Origin of the sequence: Verminephrobacter eiseniae EF01-2, assembly GCF_000015565.1 — a bacterium.
Lineage (GTDB): Bacteria > Pseudomonadota > Gammaproteobacteria > Burkholderiales > Burkholderiaceae_C > Acidovorax > Acidovorax eiseniae.
In genome coordinates this window covers 5368566-5387466 of record NC_008786.1, presented here as the reverse complement: position 1 = coordinate 5387466, position 18901 = coordinate 5368566, and the positions used below count along the sequence as shown (strand labels likewise).

The window sequence follows — 18901 nt, the reverse complement described above, 5'->3', positions numbered from 1 at the left end:
TGTTATGGTGCTTTTTACATATTTTCACGCGCCGGGACGGGGATCAGACCATGAGAGAAAAAGCACCGCTCGTCCGAGCCGTAACAAAACGTAACAAATCCTCGGCAAACATGCGTCGTTTGAAATTCTCTGTCTTGGTGGCCGCAGTTTGCGCCGGTTTTTACTCCCTCGATGCCTCCGCCCTGGCGCTGGGCGCCATCACCGTGCGATCGGCCTTGGGCGAGCCATTGCGCGCCGAGATCGACCTGCCGCAGATCACCCCGGTCGAAGCCGATGAGTTGCGCGCAACGATCGCCAGCCCCGGAGTGTTCCGCGACCAAGGCATGGAATACACCTCGGCGGTGAACGATCTGCAGATACAGTTGCAGCGCCGGCCCGATGGCACGGCCATGCTGCGCCTGTCGGGTGAGCGCCCGGTGAACGAGCCTTTCGTCGATCTGGTGCTCGACGCCAATTGGGGGTCCGGCCACATCGTGCGCAGCTACACCATGCTGCTCGACCCGCCCAACCTGCGCCGGGCTGCGCCTGCCGTCGCGGCGGCGCCCCAGGTTGCGGCCTCGGCGAAAGCGCCGGCCGACGGGGCCCCGTCCGACACAGCGGCTGGCGCTGCTGCGGCCACCCGCCCCGTCCCGCGCCAGGCGCCGGTGGGCGGTGCGGCCATGGCACCGGCCGACGGCGTGACCGCGCAGGTCGGCGATACCGCCAGCCGCATCGCCAGTGCCAACAAGCCCCAGGGCGTCTCGCTGGACCAGATGCTGGTCGCGCTGCTGCACGCCAATCCCGAGGCATTCGTCCAGAGCAACGTCAATCGCCTGAAGGCGGGCGCCATTTTGCGCATACCCGACCAGGCCACGGCGCAGTCGATTCCGGCCGCCCAGGCACGCCGGATGCTGGCCGCACAAGCGCGCGACTTCAGCGAGTTCCGGCGCAGGCTCGCCGGCGCAGTGCCGATGGCCAAGGTCGCCGCCGCGCAGCGCTCGGCTTCGGGCAGCGTCAGCGCCCAGGTCGAAGACAACAGGCCTGCGACTGCGGCCCCGGACAGGCTGACGCTGTCCAAAGGATCGGTCAAGGGCTACAAGGCCGCTACCGCCGAGGAGCAACTGGCCAAGGACAAGCAGGCCAGCGAAACCGCCACGCGGATGGCCGAACTGTCCAAGAACATCGCTGAACTGAGCAATTTGGGCACAGGCAGCGCCAAAAGCAACGCTGCGGCGCAAACCACAGCCCCCGCTGCAGCGCAGCCCGCAGCCCCTGCCGCAACGGCGCAAATCGCAGTCCCTGCGGCCGTGACCATACCAACCCCCGCAGCAATACCCGCGCCCCCTGCAGCGCCGCCGGCCCCGGAGGCTTCGCCCGGCGCGGCAAGCGCCGACGCTCCCCCTGCGGAGGTCGCTGCGCAAGCTCCGGCAGCGTCTGCGCCGGCCCCTGCCGCCGCCAAACCCAAGCCGGTGCCCCCGCCGATGCCGGTCGAAGAGCCCGATTTCCTGTCGACCCTGATGGCCGAGCCGTTGCTGCCCATTGGCGGCGGCGTAGTGCTTGTCGGCCTGCTCGGTTTTGGCGCGTACCGCGTCTGGCAGCGGCGCCGCCAAAGCAGCGACGCGAGCAATGTCTCCCGCGAGGAAAGCCGTATTCCGCCCGACTCCTTTTTTGGTTCGAGCGGCGGCCAGCGTGTGGACACGATCCATAGCGATGCGGGCAAAGGCAGTTCGATGATGGCCCCCTACTCGCCCAGTCAACTCGACGCTGGCGGCGATGTAGACCCCGTGGCCGAGGCCGAGGTGTATCTGGCCTATGGCCGCAACCTGCAGGCCGAAGAGATTCTGAAAGAAGCCGTGCGTCACAACCCCGGCCGCATCTCCGCCCAACTGAAGCTCGGTGAAATCTATGCCAAGCGCAAGGACCACAAGGCGCTGGAGGCGGTCGCCACGCAGGTCTTCAAGCTCACCCAGGGCGAGGGGCTCGACTGGTCCCGCATCGTCGAGCTCGGCCGCGACCTGGATCCGGACAACCGTCTGTACCAACCCGGCGGCCGTCAGGGCATCGGTGACGCACCTGCGTCCCCGGACGCCGGCGCAGGCCGCCCGACGGTAATGTCCGACCTGGACCTCGATCTGGACTTGACCCTGCTCGATGCGGCTGTGCCCGAGGCGCCAACGGCGCCGGCACCCCAAGCCCAAGCGCCAACGGCGCCGGCACCCCAAGCCCAAGCGCCAACGGCGCCGGCACCCCAAGCCCAAGCGCCAATGGCGTCGGTGCCCAAAGCCCAGGCGCCAACGGCGCCGGTGCCCAAAGTCCAAGCGCCAGCGGCGCCGGCGCCCAAAGGATTGGCGGCTGAGCCAGCCGTCGCGCCGGTCGTTGCCGCCGCTGTCCCGGCTACGGTCGGCAGCGACCGCGGTCCAGCCAATACCAGTGCCAAGAATGACAAGAATGCCGGTGTGCCCGAAACGCTGCACCCCGGGTTGGAAATGCCGGCTGCTTCGCCCGCCCGATCACCTGCGCCGGCCCCGGCCCCCACCACTGCATCCTTGGTGGCACCACCGGTCGCCCCGCCGGCGCAGGATGTGGTGTACAACTCCCCGGGCACGACGCTGCGTGCTCCGATGGACACGGTGCCCATGCCACTGGCCAGGCCGGGCTTGCCGCGCGCAGAACCGGGCCTGGCGGTAAGCACCTCCCCGATGGAATTCGATATGAGCGATTTGTCACTGGATCTGGATGTGCCGAGCAAACTGGCGGCGGCGCCAGAGTCCGCCGCCAATGGTCTGGCTGCGGCGGCAGACGACCCGTTGGCCACCAAACTGGCATTGGCGCAAGAATTCGATGCCATTGGCGATGCCGATGGCGCCCGCACGCTGATCGAAGAGGTGATGGCCGAGGCCAGTGGCGCGCTCAAAGCCCAGGCCCAGCGCATGCTGGCCAACTTGGGTTGATTCGGCCTCTTGCGCCCTTGCGCCCTTTGTGCCCCTCGTGCCCCTCGTGCCCCTCGTGCCCCTCGTGCCCCTCGTGCCCCTCGTGCGCCTTGCGGCCCGTTCGGCAAACTCTCCCGCCCCAGGTCTGCCGATGAGGATGGCTCTGGGTATCAGCTACAACGGCCAGGCTTACTGCGGCTGGCAGAGTCAGCCTTCGGTGCGCACCGTTCAGGACGCACTCGAAGCGGCCCTGGGCCGTTTCGCCACGCACCCCGTCAGCACCCTGTGCGCCGGTCGCACCGACGCGGGGGTGCATGGGCTGATGCAGGTGGTGCACTTCGATACCCCGCTCGATCGTCCCGCCGCGTCTTGGGTGCGCGGCACCAACGGCTTTTTGCCGGCAGACATTGCCGTGCAGTGGGCGCAAGCGGTGCCCGACAGCTTCCACGCCCGCGCCAGCGCCCTGGCCCGGCGCTATGCCTATGTGCTGCTGCAATCGCCCGTGCGGCCCAGCGTGGAGTCCGGGCGCGTGGGTTGGGTGTGCCACCGGCTCGACCACGACGCGATGCAGCAGGCCGCAGACTACCTGGTCGGCGAGCATGACTTCAGCGCCTTTCGGGCCTCGACCTGTCAGGCGCCATCCCCGGTCAAAACACTGCGGCGCATCGGCATCTCGTGCCGTGGCCAAAGCCCGCCCCACCCGGCGCTGGGCTGGAGCCCCTGCTACTGGCGCTTCGAGTTTGTCGCCAACGCCTTTTTGCACCACATGATCCGCAACATCATGGGTTGCCTGGTCGCCATCGGCCAGGGCAAGCAGTCGCCGCAATGGATGCAGCAACTGCTGCGCGCCCGGTCGCGCGCCGCTGCGGCGCCTACCTTTGCTCCGGATGGGCTGTATTTTCTGGGGCCGGTCTACGCTGCCGGTTGGGGCCTGCCCGAGCGCACGGTTGCTTTTGACGGTTGGCCATGAAACACCCGGCAACTGCGCTGCGGCCTGCGGCCCGCACCCGCATCAAGATCTGTGGCCTGACGCGCGAAGAAGACCTGGATGCCGCCGTGGCGGCCGGTGTCGACGCCATCGGCCTGGTGCTGTACGCCGCCAGCCCGCGCGCCGTGACCCTGGCGCGGGCCGCAGCGCTGGCCCGGCGCCTGCCCCCGTTCGTGACCCCGGTGCTGCTGTTCGTCAACGCGCCGGCGACCGATGTGCTGGCGGCCTGCGCGGCGATCCCGGGCGCAACCATACAGTTCCATGGCGATGAATCGGCGCAGGATTGCCTGGCGGCGACCGGCCAGGGCGCCCGGCCCTATCTGCGGGCGGCGCGGATTCCGCTGGGCGATGGAACGGGCGGCGCGCGCGGTGGCGGGCGGTTCGATCTCGTACAATACGCGCTGGATCACTGTCAGGCCCAGGCCATCTTGCTCGACGCCCATGTCGACGGTTATGGCGGTAGCGGCAAGGTATTCAATTGGTCACTCCTTCCACCAAGCGTCGACTGTCACCTCGTTTTGTCTGGTGGACTCACACCTGCAAACGTGGCCGATGGCATTTTGCAAGTCCGCCCGCGTTGCAAGACGCTGGCGGTTGATGTCAGCTCCGGCGTCGAGGCCGATGGCCCCGATGGCAAGCCGCTCAAGGGCATCAAGGACGCCGGGAAAATCCAACGCTTCGTCGCCGCCGTGCGCGCGGCCGACGCACAACTTGCACGAAATCCCGATGACTTCCTATCGACAGCCTGATGCCGCCGGCCACTTCGGCCCCTACGGCGGCAGTTTCGTCAGCGAGACGCTGACCCTGGCCATAGCGCAATTGCGCACGGCCTACGCCCGCTACCAGAACGACCCGGAGTTCCTGGCCGAGTTCGGCGACGAGCTCAAGCATTTCGTGGGCCGCCCCGCGCCGATCTACCACGCCGCCCGCAGCAGCCGCGAGATCGGCGGCGCGCAGATCTACCTCAAGCGCGAAGACCTCAACCACACCGGCGCCCACAAGATCAACAACGTGATCGGCCAGGCCATGCTCGCCAGGCGCATGGGCAAACCCCGGGTGATTGCCGAAACCGGCGCCGGCCAGCATGGCGTGGCCGCAGCCACCATCTGTGCGCGCTATGGGCTCGAATGCGTGGTCTACATGGGCGCGCACGATGTGCGGCGCCAAAGCCCCAATGTCTACCGCATGAAACTGCTGGGCGCCACCGTGGTGCCGGTGGAGTCCGGCAGCCGGACCCTGAAGGACGCCCTCAACGAAGCCATGCGCGACTGGGTGACCCATGTGGACGACACCTTCTACATCATCGGCTCGGTGGCCGGGCCGCACCCCTATCCGATGATGGTGCGCGACTTTCAGAGCATCATCGGCAAGGAATGCATCGAGCAGATGCCGGCCATGCTGGCCCGCAACATGGCGGCCGGCCAGCAGCCCGACGCCGTGATCGCCTGCGTGGGCGGCGGCAGCAACGCGATGGGGATCTTCCACCCCTACATCCCGTTTGCCGGCACGCGCCTGATCGGCGTCGAAGCCGCCGGCCTGGGGCTGGAGTCGGGCCAGCATTCGGCATCGCTGCAAAAGGGCAGCCCGGGCGTGCTGCACGGCAGTCGCACTTTCGTCCTGCAAGATGCCAACGGCCAGATCACCGAAACCCACAGCATCAGCGCGGGCCTGGACTACCCTGGCGTAGGCCCCGAGCATGCCTGGCTGCAGCAGATCGGCCGCGCCGAGTATGTCGGCATCACCGACCAGGAGGCGCTCGATGCCTTCCACTTCCTGTGCCGTACCGAGGGCATCATCCCGGCCCTCGAATCCAGCCATGCCGTGGCCCATGCGCTCAAATTGGCCAAGACCATGCGCCCGGACCAGTCGATCCTGGTCAACCTCTCGGGCCGTGGCGACAAGGACATAGGCACCGTGGCCGACCTGAGCGGTGCCGATTTCTACTGCCGCCCCAGTTGCCATGGGCAGTCCGTCAAGGGGGCCAGCCAATGAGCCGTATCGAAGCCACCTTCCGTGCGCTCGAGGACCAGGGCCGCAAGGCGCTGATTCCCTACGTCACCGCCGGTTTCCCGTTTGCTGACATCACGCCGGCGCTGATGCACGGCATGGTCGAGGCCGGCGCCGACATCATCGAGTTGGGCGTGCCGTTCTCCGACCCGATGGCCGATGGCCCGGTGATCCAGAGGGCCGGGGAAAAAGCCCTGGGACTGGGCATTGGCATGTCGCAGGTGTTCCACCAGGTGCGGGAATTTCGCAAGCGCAACGGCACCACCCCGGTGGTGCTGATGGGCTACGCCAACCCGGTGGAGCGCTACGAGCAGATCCATGGCCAGGGGGCGCAGCAGGGAGCGCAGGGGGCGCAGGAAGCATTCGTGCGCGACGCCGCCGCCGCGGGCGTCGATGGCGTGCTGGTCGTCGACTACCCGCCCGAAGAATGCACCGCCTTTGCCGCCAGCCTGCGCGCACGGGGCATGGACCTGATCTTCCTGCTGGCGCCCACCAGCACCGCCGAGCGCATGGCGCAGGTGGCGCAGGTGGCCAGCGGCTATGTGTACTACGTCTCGCTCAAGGGCGTGACCGGTTCGGGCGCGCTGGACCGCAGCGCCGTCGAACAGATGCTGCCCCGCATCCGCCAGCATGTGCGCATCCCCGTGGGCGTGGGTTTTGGCATCCGCGACGCGGCCACGGCCCAGGCGATTGGCAAGGTGGCCGATGCCGTGATCATCGGCAGCCGCATCATCGAGCTGATCGAAGACCAGGAGCATGCCAAGGTCGTCCCGGTCACGATCGACTTTCTGCGCGGCATCCGCAAGGCGCTGGACGCATAATGCGGCCCGGCGCCGCATCGCGCGCTGGAGCAACCGACGGGAGAACCGCATTGTCCTGGCTAGAAAAACTTCTGCCCGCGAAAATCCAGCAAACCGACCCCACCGGGCGCCGCCAGGTGCCCGAGGGTCTGTGGGTCAAATGCCCGAGCTGCGAAACGGTGCTCTACAAGGCCGACCTGGAGCACAACCAGAATGTCTGCCCGCAGTGCAGCCACCACCACCGCATCGGCGCGCGCACGCGCCTGGATGCCTTCCTCGATGCCGAAGGCCGCTACGAAATCGGCCAGGAGGTGCTGCCCGTCGATGCCCTGAAGTTCAAGGACAGCCGCAAGTACCCGGAGCGGCTCAAGGAAGCGCTGGAAAACACCGGCGAGACCGATGCGCTGATCGTCATCGGCGGCGCCGTCAAGAGCATCAACCTGGTGGCCGCCTGCTTTGAGTTCGACTTCATGGGCGGCTCCATGGGCTCGGTGGTCGGTGAGCGCTTTGTGCGCGGCGTGGAAACCGCCATCGAGCAAAAGCTGCCCTTTCTGTGCTTTACCGCCACCGGCGGCGCCCGCATGCAAGAAGGTCTGTTGTCGCTGATGCAGATGGCCAAGACCAATGCGGCGCTGACGCGCCTGGCGAAAAAGGGCCTGCCGTTCATCAGCGTGCTGACCGACCCGACCATGGGCGGCGTCAGTGCCGGTTTTGCTTTCGTCGGCGACATCGTGATCGCCGAGCCCAAAGCCCTGATCGGCTTTGCCGGCCCGCGCGTGATCGAATCGACCGTGCGCGTCACGCTGCCGGAGGGCTTTCAGCGCGCCGAATTCCTGCAAGCCAAGGGCGCCATCGACTTCATCTGCGACCGCCGCGAACTGCGCAGCACGGTGGCCAGCAGCCTGGCCATCTTGCAGCGGCTACCGGCCGATGCCGTCGGGTGAGCGGCCTCGCCAGGGCCTCGTTACCATCCTTTCAATAGCTTCCGGCAAAAGCAGGCCATGCGCCACTGCGGTGTTTGTTGCGGTATTTGATGCATGGCCAGGGCATCAGCGCAGCACGCTGGCCTGCAAATGCCCGAGAACGATCATCAGCACCTGCAGCAGCACCAAGGCCAGCAGCGGCGTGAAATCGATGCCGTGGACCAGCGGCATCACCCGGCGCAACGGGCGCAGCAACGGCGCGCTCAGCCGGGCCAGCATGTCGGCCAACACAGACCGGCCCTGCACCCATGACAGGACGGCATGGACGATCAGCAGGCCGGTCAGTCCCGAGACCACCACCCGCATCAGGCCGAGCAACGCCAGCCATGGCAGCCAGGTCCATGCAGAGTCCGCCCACATCAGCGCCAGCAGGAAATACTGCACCAGTTGCAGCAGCAGCGCGGCGACCAGGCTGGCGCCATCCCAGCGGCCCACCGGCACCAGCACCCGGCGCAGCGGGATGACCAGCCAGTCGGTCAGCGCAAACACCAAACCACCGACAGGATTGGCAAACCCGACCCGTTGCCACTGCATGTATAGCCGCAAAAGACAGGCCCCGGCGAACAGGCCACCAAGAACGTCGAGCAGGAAAGAGGCGATCTGATAGAGCATGGGGGCCACAAAAGTCAGCGGTTGAGCGGAATGCGTCGTGTAAATGCCGCTGGGCACCATGTGGATGGCGCGCAGCGTCATGGGATGATAGGGCCTGGCGCTACCGTCCATGACACAAGCCCTTACCCTGTCATCGCTGCCCCTTTTCCCGTTGGGCTCGGTGCTGTTTCCCGGCGGTATGCTGGCCCTGCGCGTGTTCGAGCCGCGCTACCTCGACATGGTGCGCAAATGCCGGCAGGCCGGCGCGCCGTTTGGCGTGGTGGCGCTCACCCGGGGCCAGGAAGTGCGCCAGGCCGGCGCTCCGGCAGAGCAGTTCAATGACATCGGCGTCTTGGCGCTGATCGAACGGCTGGAGCACCCGCAGCCCGGGCTGATCACGCTGCTGTGCCGCGGCAGCCAACGGTTTCGCATCACCCGGCGCCAGCACCTGCCCCAGGGCTTGTGGCTGGCGGACATTGGCCTGATCGACCCGGACCTGGCGGTGCCGATTCCCCCGGACCTGCGCAAGACCGCCACCGCCTTGGCCCAGTTGCTGCGCACATTGGAGCAACGCGGCCTGCACAGCGCCACCAGGCCCACGGCGGAGCAACTGGACGACTGCGGCTGGGTGGCCAACCGCTGGTGCGAGCTGCTGCCGGTGCCGCTGGCGCTCAGGCAACGGCTGATGGAACTGGACAATCCGCTGGTGCGGCTGGAACTGGTCGGGGATGTGCTGGAGCGCACGGGGATTGCCAATTGAGGCAGCCTGCGGACTGCGGTTTTGCGGCTGAACCCTCACCCCTGACCCATGCCGGTGGATGGCTGCGGGCGCGCGTCAGCGCCAACTGTCTGCGGGCATGATCCGCTTCATGAACTGATCGAACATCGGCACCGTGAAGGCGGTGTCGCCGTGGTTCGGGCTCCAGATCATTCCCTTGCCGATGAGCGTGTTTCGGGTCGGGGCCAGGGACGAGACTCGTTCGGCCATGCACTGCGCTATATCACCCGACCGATGGGGGCCTTCACCGAGCTCAGCCATCGCACGCAGGTACTTTTTTTCCTTGGGCGTGCAGCGGTCGAATCGAACCCGGAAGAACCCTTCGTCCATGGCGGCGATCGCCGTGGTCCCGGCCCTGTGGACATCCTGGACAACGATCGGCGAGCCATTGGCCGCCATCCAGGTGTGGCTTGCCCAGGCTTGAAGGAAGTAGGCGTAGCCACGGGTCACGTCCAGAATCTGCCCGAGCGCCTCTGGCGTGATCTCCACCCCCTCGGCATGCAACGGCTTTTCGATGGCCCGGGCCGCCGCTGCCGGCGCGAGTGCGCCGATCTCGGGAAAGTCGAACAGTCGTTCCGCATACGACTTGGCATTGCCCATGCGGCCACGCAGTTGCGGCAGGCCGGCACCGACCAATACGACCGGAAGTTGCCGTTGCTCGATGCGGTGCATCGCCGTGATGAGGGCGGCCTTTTGCCATGGCTACCCATCCCAGCGCCCCGGACCAGACCCGCGCGCCGCAGTCCGCACCCCGTGATCGTTCGCCGATCGAGCCCCGGTGAATGGCCAGTTCGGCGCCTTCCCCCCAGGCCGCGCCGGCCCTGGCGCTGCGGGTGGCCGGCACTGCGGTTTTCAGGCTCAGCGCACCAGATACTCCGGCACCAGCGTCCGGAGCCAGGCCCGTATCGCCTCCTCTGGTTCAGCATCGGCATCCCCGATCCATTGCAACACCGACGCCACATCCGGCAGCCCCTGCCGGGAGGTCTTGGCGATTCTCAGTTTGGGATGCGGCGTGGCCACGCTGGATTCGTCGTTGGCCAGCAATTCCTCGAACAATTTTTCACCGGGCCTCAGGCCGGTGTAGCTGATCGGAATCTCCAGTTCGGTCTTGCCGGACAGACGAATCATCATGCGGGCCAGTTCGATGATCTTCACCGGCTCGCCCATGTCCATCACGAAGATCTGGCCCGAGCGGCCCATCAACCCGGCTTGCAGCACCAACTGCGCCGCTTCCGCAATGGTCATGAAGTAGCGCACGATGTCCGGATGCGTCACGGTGACCGGGCCACCGGTGGCAATCTGCCTGGTGAACAGCGGCACCACCGAGCCGCTCGAACCCAGCACATTGCCAAAGCGCACCGAGACGTAATGGGTGCCGGCGAACGCCTGCGCGGCACTTTGCACCATCAACTCGGCCAGCCGCTTGCTGGCGCCCATCACGTTGGTCGGGTTGACGGCCTTGTCGGTGGAGATCATCACGAAACGCCCGGCCCCGCAAACACCGGCCGCGCGCGCCGCATGCCAGGAGCCGGCCACGTTGGTGCGCAGGGCCTCGATCGCGTTGAGCTCCTCCATCAACGGCACATGCTTGTACGCAGCGGCGTGAAAGACCACGGCCGGGCGGTGCTTGTCCGCGATGGCCAGCAGGCGCGCCGGCTCGCGCACATTCGCGGTGTAGTAGCAGCCTTGCATCTGCGGGTGGGCTTCGCGCAGTTCCTGCTCCAACTGGTAGACGGCAAATTCGCAAATGTCGACGCACACCAGCCGCCGGACACCGAAACGCGCGATCTGGCGGCACAACTGCGCGCCGATCGAGCCCCCCGCGCCTGTCACCAGCACGGTTTGCCCCGACAGCAGGCCCGACAGGCTGGCCACATCCAACTGCACCGACTCGCGGCCGAGCAGATCCTCCAATTCCAGCCTGCGCGGCCCCGCGCCGTCGCTCTTGAGCCATTCGTCCGGCCGTGGCAAGGTCAGCAGCGCCACGCCGGTATCTGCGGCTTGCAGCAGCATCTCGCGCCGGCCCGATGCGCCCGGCGGGCTGGCCACCAGCAAGGCCCGCACGGCCAGCGTCTGCGCCACGCGCGCGGTCTCGGCCGGCGTGCCCCAGACCCGCACGCTCTGCAGCGAGCGGCCCACCTCGTCGGGTTGCGGCGACAAAATGCCCACCGGCTGCCATTGCGAGGACCCCTTGAGCGCCCGCAGCGCGTCCGAAGCCTGCGGCAAAGTGCCCAGGATCAGCACCGGCTTGCCCTGCCGGGCCACCAGGCGCCGCTCGGCGAACGTGCGCCAGCCCGCCCGGGCAGCGCCCATCAGCACCAAGGCCAGCAGCGGCTGCAACAGCAGGGTCGAGCGCGGGAAAGCGTGCAGCCTGAGCATCAGCACCCCCGCCGCAGTCAGCGTGCCGCTCAGGACGATGCCGATGGCCAGTTGGCGTAGCTCGGGCAGGCCGATATAGCTCCAGACCTGGCGGTCGATCCGGGCGAACGCGAAGCCGACCCCGTAGGCCAGCACACACCATGGGCTGCTCGCCAGGGCCAGTTGGACGAATTCCTCCGGAATGTCCAGGTTGAAACGCAGCCAGAAGGCCAGCCACCAGGCCAGCAGCGCCAGCGCCAGGTCGGCGACAAAGAGCACCAAGGGGGAGCGCAAGAAGTGCATACGCCGTCACAGAGCCAGGAAAGAGCGCAACACGCCAAGGCCGTGCTCGGCGCTGCGCTCCGGATGAAACTGGCAGCCCCAGATGTTGTCCCGACCGACTGCGGCACAGATGCGCACACCGTCATAGAAAGTATCGGCTAGGCGGTGCGCCTCGTCGGCAGGAACCGGGGCGAAGGAATGCACGAAGTACATGCTCTGCCCTTCGGGCATTTGCGCCAGCGGCGAATGCGCCCAGGTCGCCCGGGCGGGCGGGCGGACAAGGGCGCTCCAACCGATATGCGGAATGCGGTGCCTGCCGCCGGACGGCGTGGCCTCGGGAACCGGCTGCACCCGGCCGGCAAGCAAACCCAGCCCGGGGTGCTCGCCAAACTCCTGGCCGGCATCGAACAGCATCTGCGCCCCGACGCAAATGTCTAGTGTCGCGTCACTGATCATCTGTCGGTCCGCGCTGGCCATCGGAGCGCATCGCGGCGTTGCATCGCTTGCCAATACGCTCGGTATTGGCTGCGCGATGCGCCTTGCGCTGCGCTCCGATGGCTGCGCGCAGCCTACGACATCTGATCCGTGACGCGACACTAGCAGCGGCCGGCCGGTGGCGGCGAAGCGGCGCATCAGGTCGTCCAGGCCGCGCTGGCGCATCTCCACCATGCCGCCGATGAAGGCGCCGACGCCCGGGAGCACCAGACGCTCGGGCATGGCGTGCAGCCCGGCGGCGTCTTGCACCACCCGGACGCTGGCACCGCAGTGCTGCAAGGCGCGGACTACGTTGAGCAGGTTGCCGATTCCGTAATCGATGACGGTGACCGACCGCGCACCCACGGGAGCACTTGCAGGGGCGCTTGCAGGGGCGTTCGCTGGAGTACCTTCGCCTTCGGCTACGGTGTGAGCGCCTTCGGGCGGCCGGGCAGCGCTCACGGGCGAACCTCCAAACCGGCTGCGCGCGCATGGGCCTTCAACTCGGCAATGGTGGCGCGCTGCCAATGCAGCGCATCAGCGATGGCCAAACCCGAAGCACCGGCCTCGGCCGCCTGTTGCAGGTCCGAGGGCCGGCCATAACCGCCGCTGGCAATGATGGGCACCGTGACACAGCCGGCCACAGTGCGCACCAGGTCGACGTCGAAACCTTTGCGCGTGCCTTCCTGGTCGACGGAGGTCAGCATGATCTCGCCCGCCCCCAGGGCCACGGCCTGCCGGACCCACGCGACGACATCCAGCCCGGTATGCTCGCGGCCGTTGTCGACGAAAGCCTCCCAGCCGCCGCCGGATTTGCGCTTGGCTTCGACGGACAGCACCATGCACTGGGAGCCGAAGCGCTCGGAGACTTCGGCAATCAGCCCGGGCCGGGCCACGGCTGCGGTGTTGATGGCCACCTTGTCGGCGCCGGAGCAAAGCATGGTGCGCACGTCGTGCAGTGACCGGATGCCTCCGCCCACCGTGATCGGCACATATATCTGATCGGCCGCGCGTTCGATGATCCCGGCCAGGTTGTTGCGCTGATACAGGCTGGCCACGATGTCCATGAAGACCAACTCGTCGGCGCCTTGGCTGTAATAGCCTAGTGTCGCGTCACCGATCAGATGTCGTAGGCTGCGCGCAGCCATCGGAGCGCAGCGCAAGGCGCATCGCGCAGCCAATACCGAGCGTATTGGCAAGCGATGCAACGCCGCGATGCGCTTCGATGGCCAGCGCAGACCGACAGATGATCGGTGACGCGACACTAGGGCGAACACATGAGGATCGCCGACGACCCGCAGGCCTTCGAGATGGATACCCTTGATGAGATGCGGGCCCTTGATGTCGAGCCGGGGAATGATTCGAATGCCAGCCACAACGGTTTTCGGGTCAGACGCGGGGTGCGGGCTTGTATAGTACCCGCACACTCCGAAGCAAATCCTCGACTGATGCCAGCACTGCAGAACATCCTGATCACCGGCGCCGAGGGGTTCATCGGCTCCCACCTCGTCGAAGCCTTGGTGGCACAAGGGCGCCGGGTCCGCGCCATGGCCTTGTACAACTCGTTCGGACACTACGGTTGGCTCGACACGCTGGCGCCGGCCACGCGCGCCAGGATCGATCTGGTCATGGGCGATGTGCGCGACGCAGCGTCGGTGCGCCAGGCGATGCAGGGTTGCGACGCGGTGATGCATTTGGCCGCCCTGGTCGCGATCCCGTACTCGTACACAGCGCCCTCGTCTTATGTGGACACCAATGTCACCGGAACCTTGCATGTGTTGCAGGCGGCGCGCGACCTGGAGCTGCGCAAAGTGGTGCATACCTCGACCTCCGAGGTCTACGGCAGCGCGCAGATCATCCCCATCCCGGAAACCCATCCACTGCTGGCCCAGTCGCCCTACGCGGCCAGCAAGATCGGCGCCGACCAGATGGCCTACAGCTACTACTGCGCCTTTGGCACACCGGTGGCGACTGCGCGGCCGTTCAACACCTATGGCCCGCGCCAGAGCCTGCGGGCGGTGCTGCCCTGCATCATGCTGCAAGCCCTGAGCGCCGCGCCGCGCCTGCGCTTGGGGGCCTTGGCGCCGACACGCGACTTCAATTTCGTCACCGACACCGTCGCCGGCCTGATCGCGATCCTGGACAGTGACAAGGCCGTGGGCGAGACCATCCATCTGGGCAGCGGGCACGAGATATCCATTGGCGACGCGGTCCGGCTGGTCGCCGAAATCACCGGCAAGCCATTGGAGATCGAAGCCGAGCCGGCGCGCCTGCGCCCCGCCGCGAGCGAGGTCGGGCGACTGGTCTGCGACCCGGCCAAAGCCTGCGCGCTGCTGGGCTGGCAAAGCAGCCTGGCCGGCCGGGAGGGCCTCAAGGAGGGCCTGACGCGCAGCCTGGAATGGTTCGCCAACCCCGACAACCGCAGCCACTACCATGACGCGCAACGCTACGTCGTCTGAGATCATCGCCGCCATCTCGGCAGTCGTCGGCGACGCGCCACGCCCGATTGCGCTGCACGAGCCGCTGTTCGCCGGCAATGAGAACGCCTATGTCAAATCCTGCATCGACACGGGCTGGGTGTCCTCGGTCGGCGCCTTCGTCAACCGCTTCGAGAGCGACCTGGCCGCGTTCTGCGGCGCCCGGCGCGCGCTGGTCATGGTCAATGGCACCTGCGCGCTGCACGCGGCCTTGATGCTCTCGGGCGTGCAGGCCGGCGACGAGGTGCTGATCCCCGCACTGACCTTCGTGGCCACCGCCAATGCGGTGGTGCACGCCGGCGCCGTGCCGCACTTCGTCGATGTCGAGGAAAGCTCGCTGGGCGTGGACCCGGTGGCACTGCGCGCCCATCTGCAGCGCATCGCCAGACAGCAAAGCGGCCAGACGCTGAACCGGCTGACGGGGCGACCGATCCGTGCCCTGATGCCGGTGCATGTCTTCGGCCATCCGTGCCAACTCGGGGAACTGGCCGCCATCGCCCGGGAATGGGGCCTGCAACTGATCGAAGACGCCACCGAGGCGCTGGGCGCGACCCTGGACGGCCGGCCTGTCGGCGACGGCCGGCACACCGCCGTCTTCAGCTTCAATGGCAACAAAATCATCACCACCGGCGGCGGCGGCGCAGTCACGACCAACGATGAGGAGGGGTACCAGCGCCTGAAGCACCTGACGACGGCGGCCAAGCAGCCACATGCCTGGGCCTTCTTGCACGACCAGGTCGGCTACAACTACCGCATGCCCAATCTGAACGCGGCGCTCGGCTGCGCGCAACTGGAACAGGCCCCGCGCTTCCTGGCGGCCAAGCGGGCCCTGGCCGCAGCCTACGCGCGGGCCTTCGCCGGCCTGGGCGGGCTGCGCATCCTGCCATCCCCGCCCGGGACCGAGAGCAACTACTGGCTGGTGACGCTGCTGGCCGAAAGCGCCGACCAAGCCTGGCTCGATGCCACGCTGCACGCCTTGCACGACGCCGGCCTGCACTGCCGGCCGGTCTGGCAACCACTGCACCTGCTGCCCATGTACCGCCAGCATCCGCGCAGCCCGCTGACCCGCGCCGAATCGCTGGCGCAGCGCATCATCAGCCTGCCCTCGGGCGTGCGCCTGGGCCTGCCGCTGCTGCCTGCCTAGGGTGCGACCCGGCCATGCTGCTCGACGCCACACAGAACATGCTGCCGGAGCAGGCGCCGGTCTTGCAAGCCATACGGGTCATCGACCAGGCGCAGGCCAAGATCGCGCTGGTGGTCGACGCCAAGGGCCGGCTCACCGGCTCCGTGGTCGACGGCGACGTGCGCCGTGGCCTGCTGCACGGGCACAGCCTGCAAACCCCGGTCAGCGACATCATGCACCGACAGCCGTATACGCTGCCGGTCGGCTCGACCCGCCAGAAGATATTGCAAGCCATGCAGGTGCTGGAGATCAAGCAGGTGCCGCTGCTCAGCCCCGAAGGCATGGTGACCGGCATTGCCGTGCACGACCTGCTGCTCGGCCTGCAACATGGCCAGCGGCCCAACCATGTGGTGGTCATGGCCGGGGGCAAGGGCCAGCGGCTGCTGCCCATCACGCAGGACCTGCCCAAACCGATGGTGCCGGTGGGCGGCAAACCGATCCTCGAATGGATACTGCTGCGGCTTCGGCACTACGGCTTCCGGGAATTCAGCTTCGCAATCAATTACCTGGGCCACATGATCGAGGACTACTTTGGCGACGGCAGCGCCTTCGACTGCCGCATCCGCTATATCCGCGAAAAGGAATTCCTGGGCACGGCCGGCGCCCTGTCCTTGCTGCCGCCGGGCGACGCACACCCGCTGGTGGTCACCAATGGCGACATCCTGTCGGGCATCGATTTCGGCCATCTGGTGGACTTTCATGCCGCCGGCGGGCGCAGCGCCACGGTATGCGCCCGCGCTCACCGCGTCGAAGTACCGTATGGCGTGCTCCAGATGAGCGACGGCTGCCTGCAGGGCATCGTCGAGAAACCCGTCCACGACCACCTCATCAGCGCCGGCATCTACGTGCTGTCACCCCAGGTGCTGCCCCGCATCCCGCAGGGCCAGGCGCTGGACATGCCGGAACTGCTGCTGTCGCTGATCGACGAGCACCATAAAATCGGCGTCTTCGTGCTGGAGGATGAATGGGTCGATGTGGGTCGCCACGATGACCTCGAGCGTGTCAGGCGCAGTTTCACGGACCAGGGCTGAACCGGCCCGGGGTATTGAAACCGCAGTCGCAAAACAAGCACCACCATGCCGACAGTACCGCCATCCTGCATGTGGGAGCTCGCATGCAGCGCCGTGGTAACGCAATGCCAGCCACAGCGCAGACCACCCGCCGCCGGGGAAATCGCTTTCCAACACTTTTGGGAGAAAGCATGGATCTCATATCCACTGCGCCGAATTACACCGGGCACTGGGACGAGAAGTTCCGCAGCCGCAGTTGGGGCCGCTACCCGCCGGAAGACTTGGTGCGCTTCATGGGGCGTCGTTTCCGCGCGGCGGACAAGGGCGCGGTAAAGGTGCTGGAAGTCGGCTGCGGGCCGGGCGCCAACCTCTGGTTCATGCACCGCGAAGGTTTTGCGGTGCATGGCATCGACATCTCGCCCACCGCCATCGCCATCGCGAACGCCCGGCTGGCCAATGAAAACGCCGGCATCCCCAGCCCTGCCGCCGACCTGCGGGTGGGCCATTTCGCTCGACTGCCCTGGCCCGATGGCCATTTCGACTTGGTCGTGGACATCTTTGCGCTGTATGCCAACACCACGGACGTGATCGGCCAGACGCTGGTGGAAATTGCGCGTGTGCTCAAACCGGGCGCCCTGTTCTACAGCAAGCTGTGGGGCACGCACTGCACAGGCTACGGCCTGGGCCGGCAGATCGAGCCCGGAACCTTTGACGAGATCCCCGAAGGGCCGTGCCGTGGCATGGGTGTCGCCCATTTCTTCACCCGCGCGGAGATCGACACGTTGTTCGGCGGCTGCTTTCAGGCCACGGCCATCGATCGGGTCATCCGCAGCGATGTCGGCGCGCACCAGCAGATCGAGGAATTCCACTGCCAGTTCACCCGGGCCCGGCGCTGACATGCCTCGCGTCTGCTTCGTCACCCTCAGCCGCTCCGACTACGCCAGCCTGCGCCCGGTGGCGCTGGCCGCGCTGGCCGATCCGGCCATAGACCTGCGCCTGATCGCCGGGGGCAGCCACGCCCTGGCGCGTTACGGCAATACGCTCGAGCAGATCCGCCAGGATGGTTTGCCGCTGCACGCCGTGGCCCGCTTTCTGCGCGCCACCGACGACAGCCCGTCCGAACTGGCCGCCGCCTATGCGCGCGCGGTGACGCAGTTCGCGCGCATCCTCGGCCGGCAGCAACCCGACTATGTGTTCGTCATCGGCGACCGCTGGGAGATGCTGGCGGTCGTATCGGCGGCCTCGATGCTGCAGATTCCGATCGTCCACCATTCCGGCGGCGACATCACGCAAGGCTCGGCCGACAACCAGACGCGCTATGCGCTCAGCGCCCTGTCGCACCTGCACCTGGTGGCGTTGCCCGAGCACCGCGAGCGCCTGCTGCGCATGGGCGAGCAGGACTGGCGCGTCATCACCACCGGCGAGCCGGCCCTGACGGCCCTGGCCGATCATGCCCGGCTGCGGCCCGGCATCCATGGCCGGCTCGGCCTGACGCCGGGCGAGCCGTTCGTGCTGGCCACCTTCCACCCGACCTCGTTCGATGCGGCACCCCCTGAACGCCAGGTCGAAGTCTTCCTGCAGGCGCTCGATGGCATCCGCAGCGCAATCGTCCTCACGGCGCCCAATCCGGACCCGGCCAGCGCGCTGTTCCTGGCCCGCTACCGCGCTTATGCGGACGCCCACCCGAGGGTCCGGCTGCACCACAGCCTGGGCACACAGCACTATTACGCGGCCATGGCGCAGGCGCAGTACATGATCGGCAACTCGTCCAGCGGCATCTGGGAGAGCGCGAGCCTGCGCCTGCCGGTGGTCGACATCGGCCCACGGCAGCAGGGCCGGGTCCACGGCGACAACGTGCTGCACTGCGCGCTGGAGCCGCAGGCCATCGCGGCGGCGATCGCCCGGGCCACGGACCCGGCTTTGCGCGCCAGCCTGGACGGCAAAAACCCCTACGTGCGCCCCGACACCCTGGCGCTGATCGTGGACAGCCTCAAACACCCCTGGGACCGGGCGCGGCTATTGGCCAAGCGCTTCGTCGACCCGCTGGCGCCACACTGAGCG

General features: G+C 67.3%; 17 protein-coding genes. 12 read left to right on the top strand and 5 right to left on the bottom strand.

Going from position 1 to position 18901, the window contains the following annotated elements; translation table 11 throughout:
• Window positions 1-110: 110 nt before the first annotated feature.
• From VEIS_RS23610 to accD, 6 genes are all read left to right on the top strand, one after another.
• Window positions 111-2930: a FimV/HubP family polar landmark protein gene (locus VEIS_RS23610; RefSeq protein WP_157048652.1), complete on the top strand. Its 2820-nt coding sequence runs from the start codon at window positions 111-113 to the stop codon at window positions 2928-2930.
• A 130-nt stretch (window positions 2931-3060) separates the two neighbouring features.
• Window positions 3061-3879 (top strand): tRNA pseudouridine(38-40) synthase TruA, encoded by an 819-nt coding sequence (gene truA / locus VEIS_RS23605; RefSeq protein WP_011812538.1) that lies wholly within the window; start codon window positions 3061-3063, stop codon window positions 3877-3879.
• A complete protein-coding gene (locus VEIS_RS23600; RefSeq protein ID WP_011812537.1) occupies window positions 3876-4646 on the top strand; it encodes a phosphoribosylanthranilate isomerase in 771 nt (256 codons plus the stop codon). The genes truA and VEIS_RS23600 overlap by 4 nt, the downstream gene beginning before the upstream one ends.
• Window positions 4624-5889 (top strand): tryptophan synthase subunit beta, encoded by a 1266-nt coding sequence (gene trpB, locus VEIS_RS23595; protein ID WP_011812536.1) that lies wholly within the window; start codon window positions 4624-4626, stop codon window positions 5887-5889. Before VEIS_RS23600 ends, trpB begins: the two co-directional genes overlap by 23 nt.
• The gene (gene trpA / locus VEIS_RS23590; RefSeq protein WP_011812535.1) at window positions 5886-6725 is read left to right on the top strand and encodes a tryptophan synthase subunit alpha; all 840 of its coding nucleotides are present in this window, start codon (window positions 5886-5888) and stop codon (window positions 6723-6725) included. Before trpB ends, trpA begins: the two co-directional genes overlap by 4 nt.
• Window positions 6726-6775: 50 nt before the next feature.
• Window positions 6776-7648: an acetyl-CoA carboxylase, carboxyltransferase subunit beta gene (accD, locus tag VEIS_RS23585; RefSeq protein WP_011812534.1), complete on the top strand. Its 873-nt coding sequence runs from the start codon at window positions 6776-6778 to the stop codon at window positions 7646-7648.
• A 105-nt stretch (window positions 7649-7753) separates the two neighbouring features.
• On the opposite strand, the gene VEIS_RS23580 is transcribed toward accD, so the two are convergent.
• Complete coding sequence (locus tag VEIS_RS23580) at window positions 7754-8299, bottom strand: YggT family protein (protein ID WP_011812533.1); 546 nt, start codon at window positions 8297-8299, stop codon at window positions 7754-7756.
• Window positions 8300-8408: 109 nt separating this feature from the next.
• Here VEIS_RS23580 and VEIS_RS23575 point away from each other — a divergent pair, with 109 nt between their 5' ends.
• The gene (locus VEIS_RS23575; protein WP_011812532.1) at window positions 8409-9038 is read left to right on the top strand and encodes an LON peptidase substrate-binding domain-containing protein; all 630 of its coding nucleotides are present in this window, start codon (window positions 8409-8411) and stop codon (window positions 9036-9038) included.
• A 75-nt stretch (window positions 9039-9113) separates the two neighbouring features.
• Here the strand turns inward: VEIS_RS23575 and VEIS_RS23570 are convergent, their stop codons facing one another.
• The 4 genes from VEIS_RS23570 to hisF all read right to left on the bottom strand — a co-directional run bounded on the left by VEIS_RS23570 (window position 9114) and on the right by hisF (window position 13546).
• A complete protein-coding gene (locus tag VEIS_RS23570; protein ID WP_011812531.1) occupies window positions 9114-9728 on the bottom strand; it encodes a hypothetical protein in 615 nt (204 codons plus the stop codon).
• A gap of 186 nt (window positions 9729-9914) precedes the next feature.
• Complete coding sequence (locus VEIS_RS23565; protein WP_011812530.1) at window positions 9915-11717, bottom strand: polysaccharide biosynthesis protein; 1803 nt, start codon at window positions 11715-11717, stop codon at window positions 9915-9917.
• 6 nt (window positions 11718-11723) lie between these two features.
• Window positions 11724-12632 carry a glutamine amidotransferase-related protein gene (locus tag VEIS_RS30970; protein ID WP_232287791.1) on the bottom strand — a complete coding sequence of 303 codons (909 nt, stop codon included), beginning with the start codon at window positions 12630-12632 and terminating at the stop codon, window positions 11724-11726.
• A complete protein-coding gene (gene hisF, locus VEIS_RS23555) occupies window positions 12629-13546 on the bottom strand; it encodes an imidazole glycerol phosphate synthase subunit HisF (protein ID WP_232287790.1) in 918 nt (305 codons plus the stop codon). Before hisF ends, VEIS_RS30970 begins: the two co-directional genes overlap by 4 nt.
• Window positions 13547-13618: 72 nt before the next feature.
• Between hisF and VEIS_RS23550 the strand changes: the two genes are divergently transcribed.
• The 5 genes from VEIS_RS23550 (at window position 13619) to neuC (ending at window position 18898) form a co-directional block, all read left to right on the top strand.
• Window positions 13619-14629, top strand: a complete 1011-nt coding sequence (locus VEIS_RS23550) for an NAD-dependent 4,6-dehydratase LegB (RefSeq protein ID WP_011812527.1) — start codon at window positions 13619-13621, stop codon at window positions 14627-14629.
• Window positions 14604-15791 carry a LegC family aminotransferase gene (locus tag VEIS_RS23545; RefSeq protein WP_011812526.1) on the top strand — a complete coding sequence of 396 codons (1188 nt, stop codon included), beginning with the start codon at window positions 14604-14606 and terminating at the stop codon, window positions 15789-15791. Before VEIS_RS23550 ends, VEIS_RS23545 begins: the two co-directional genes overlap by 26 nt.
• Before the next feature lie 14 nt (window positions 15792-15805).
• Complete coding sequence (locus VEIS_RS23540; RefSeq protein ID WP_011812525.1) at window positions 15806-16861, top strand: nucleotidyltransferase family protein; 1056 nt, start codon at window positions 15806-15808, stop codon at window positions 16859-16861.
• A 170-nt stretch (window positions 16862-17031) separates the two neighbouring features.
• Window positions 17032-17736 (top strand): class I SAM-dependent methyltransferase, encoded by a 705-nt coding sequence (locus VEIS_RS23535; RefSeq protein ID WP_041950315.1) that lies wholly within the window; start codon window positions 17032-17034, stop codon window positions 17734-17736.
• Window position 17737: 1 nt separating this feature from the next.
• Complete coding sequence (gene neuC, locus VEIS_RS23530) at window positions 17738-18898, top strand: UDP-N-acetylglucosamine 2-epimerase (protein WP_011812523.1); 1161 nt, start codon at window positions 17738-17740, stop codon at window positions 18896-18898.
• The last annotated feature ends 3 nt before the right edge of the window (window positions 18899-18901 follow it).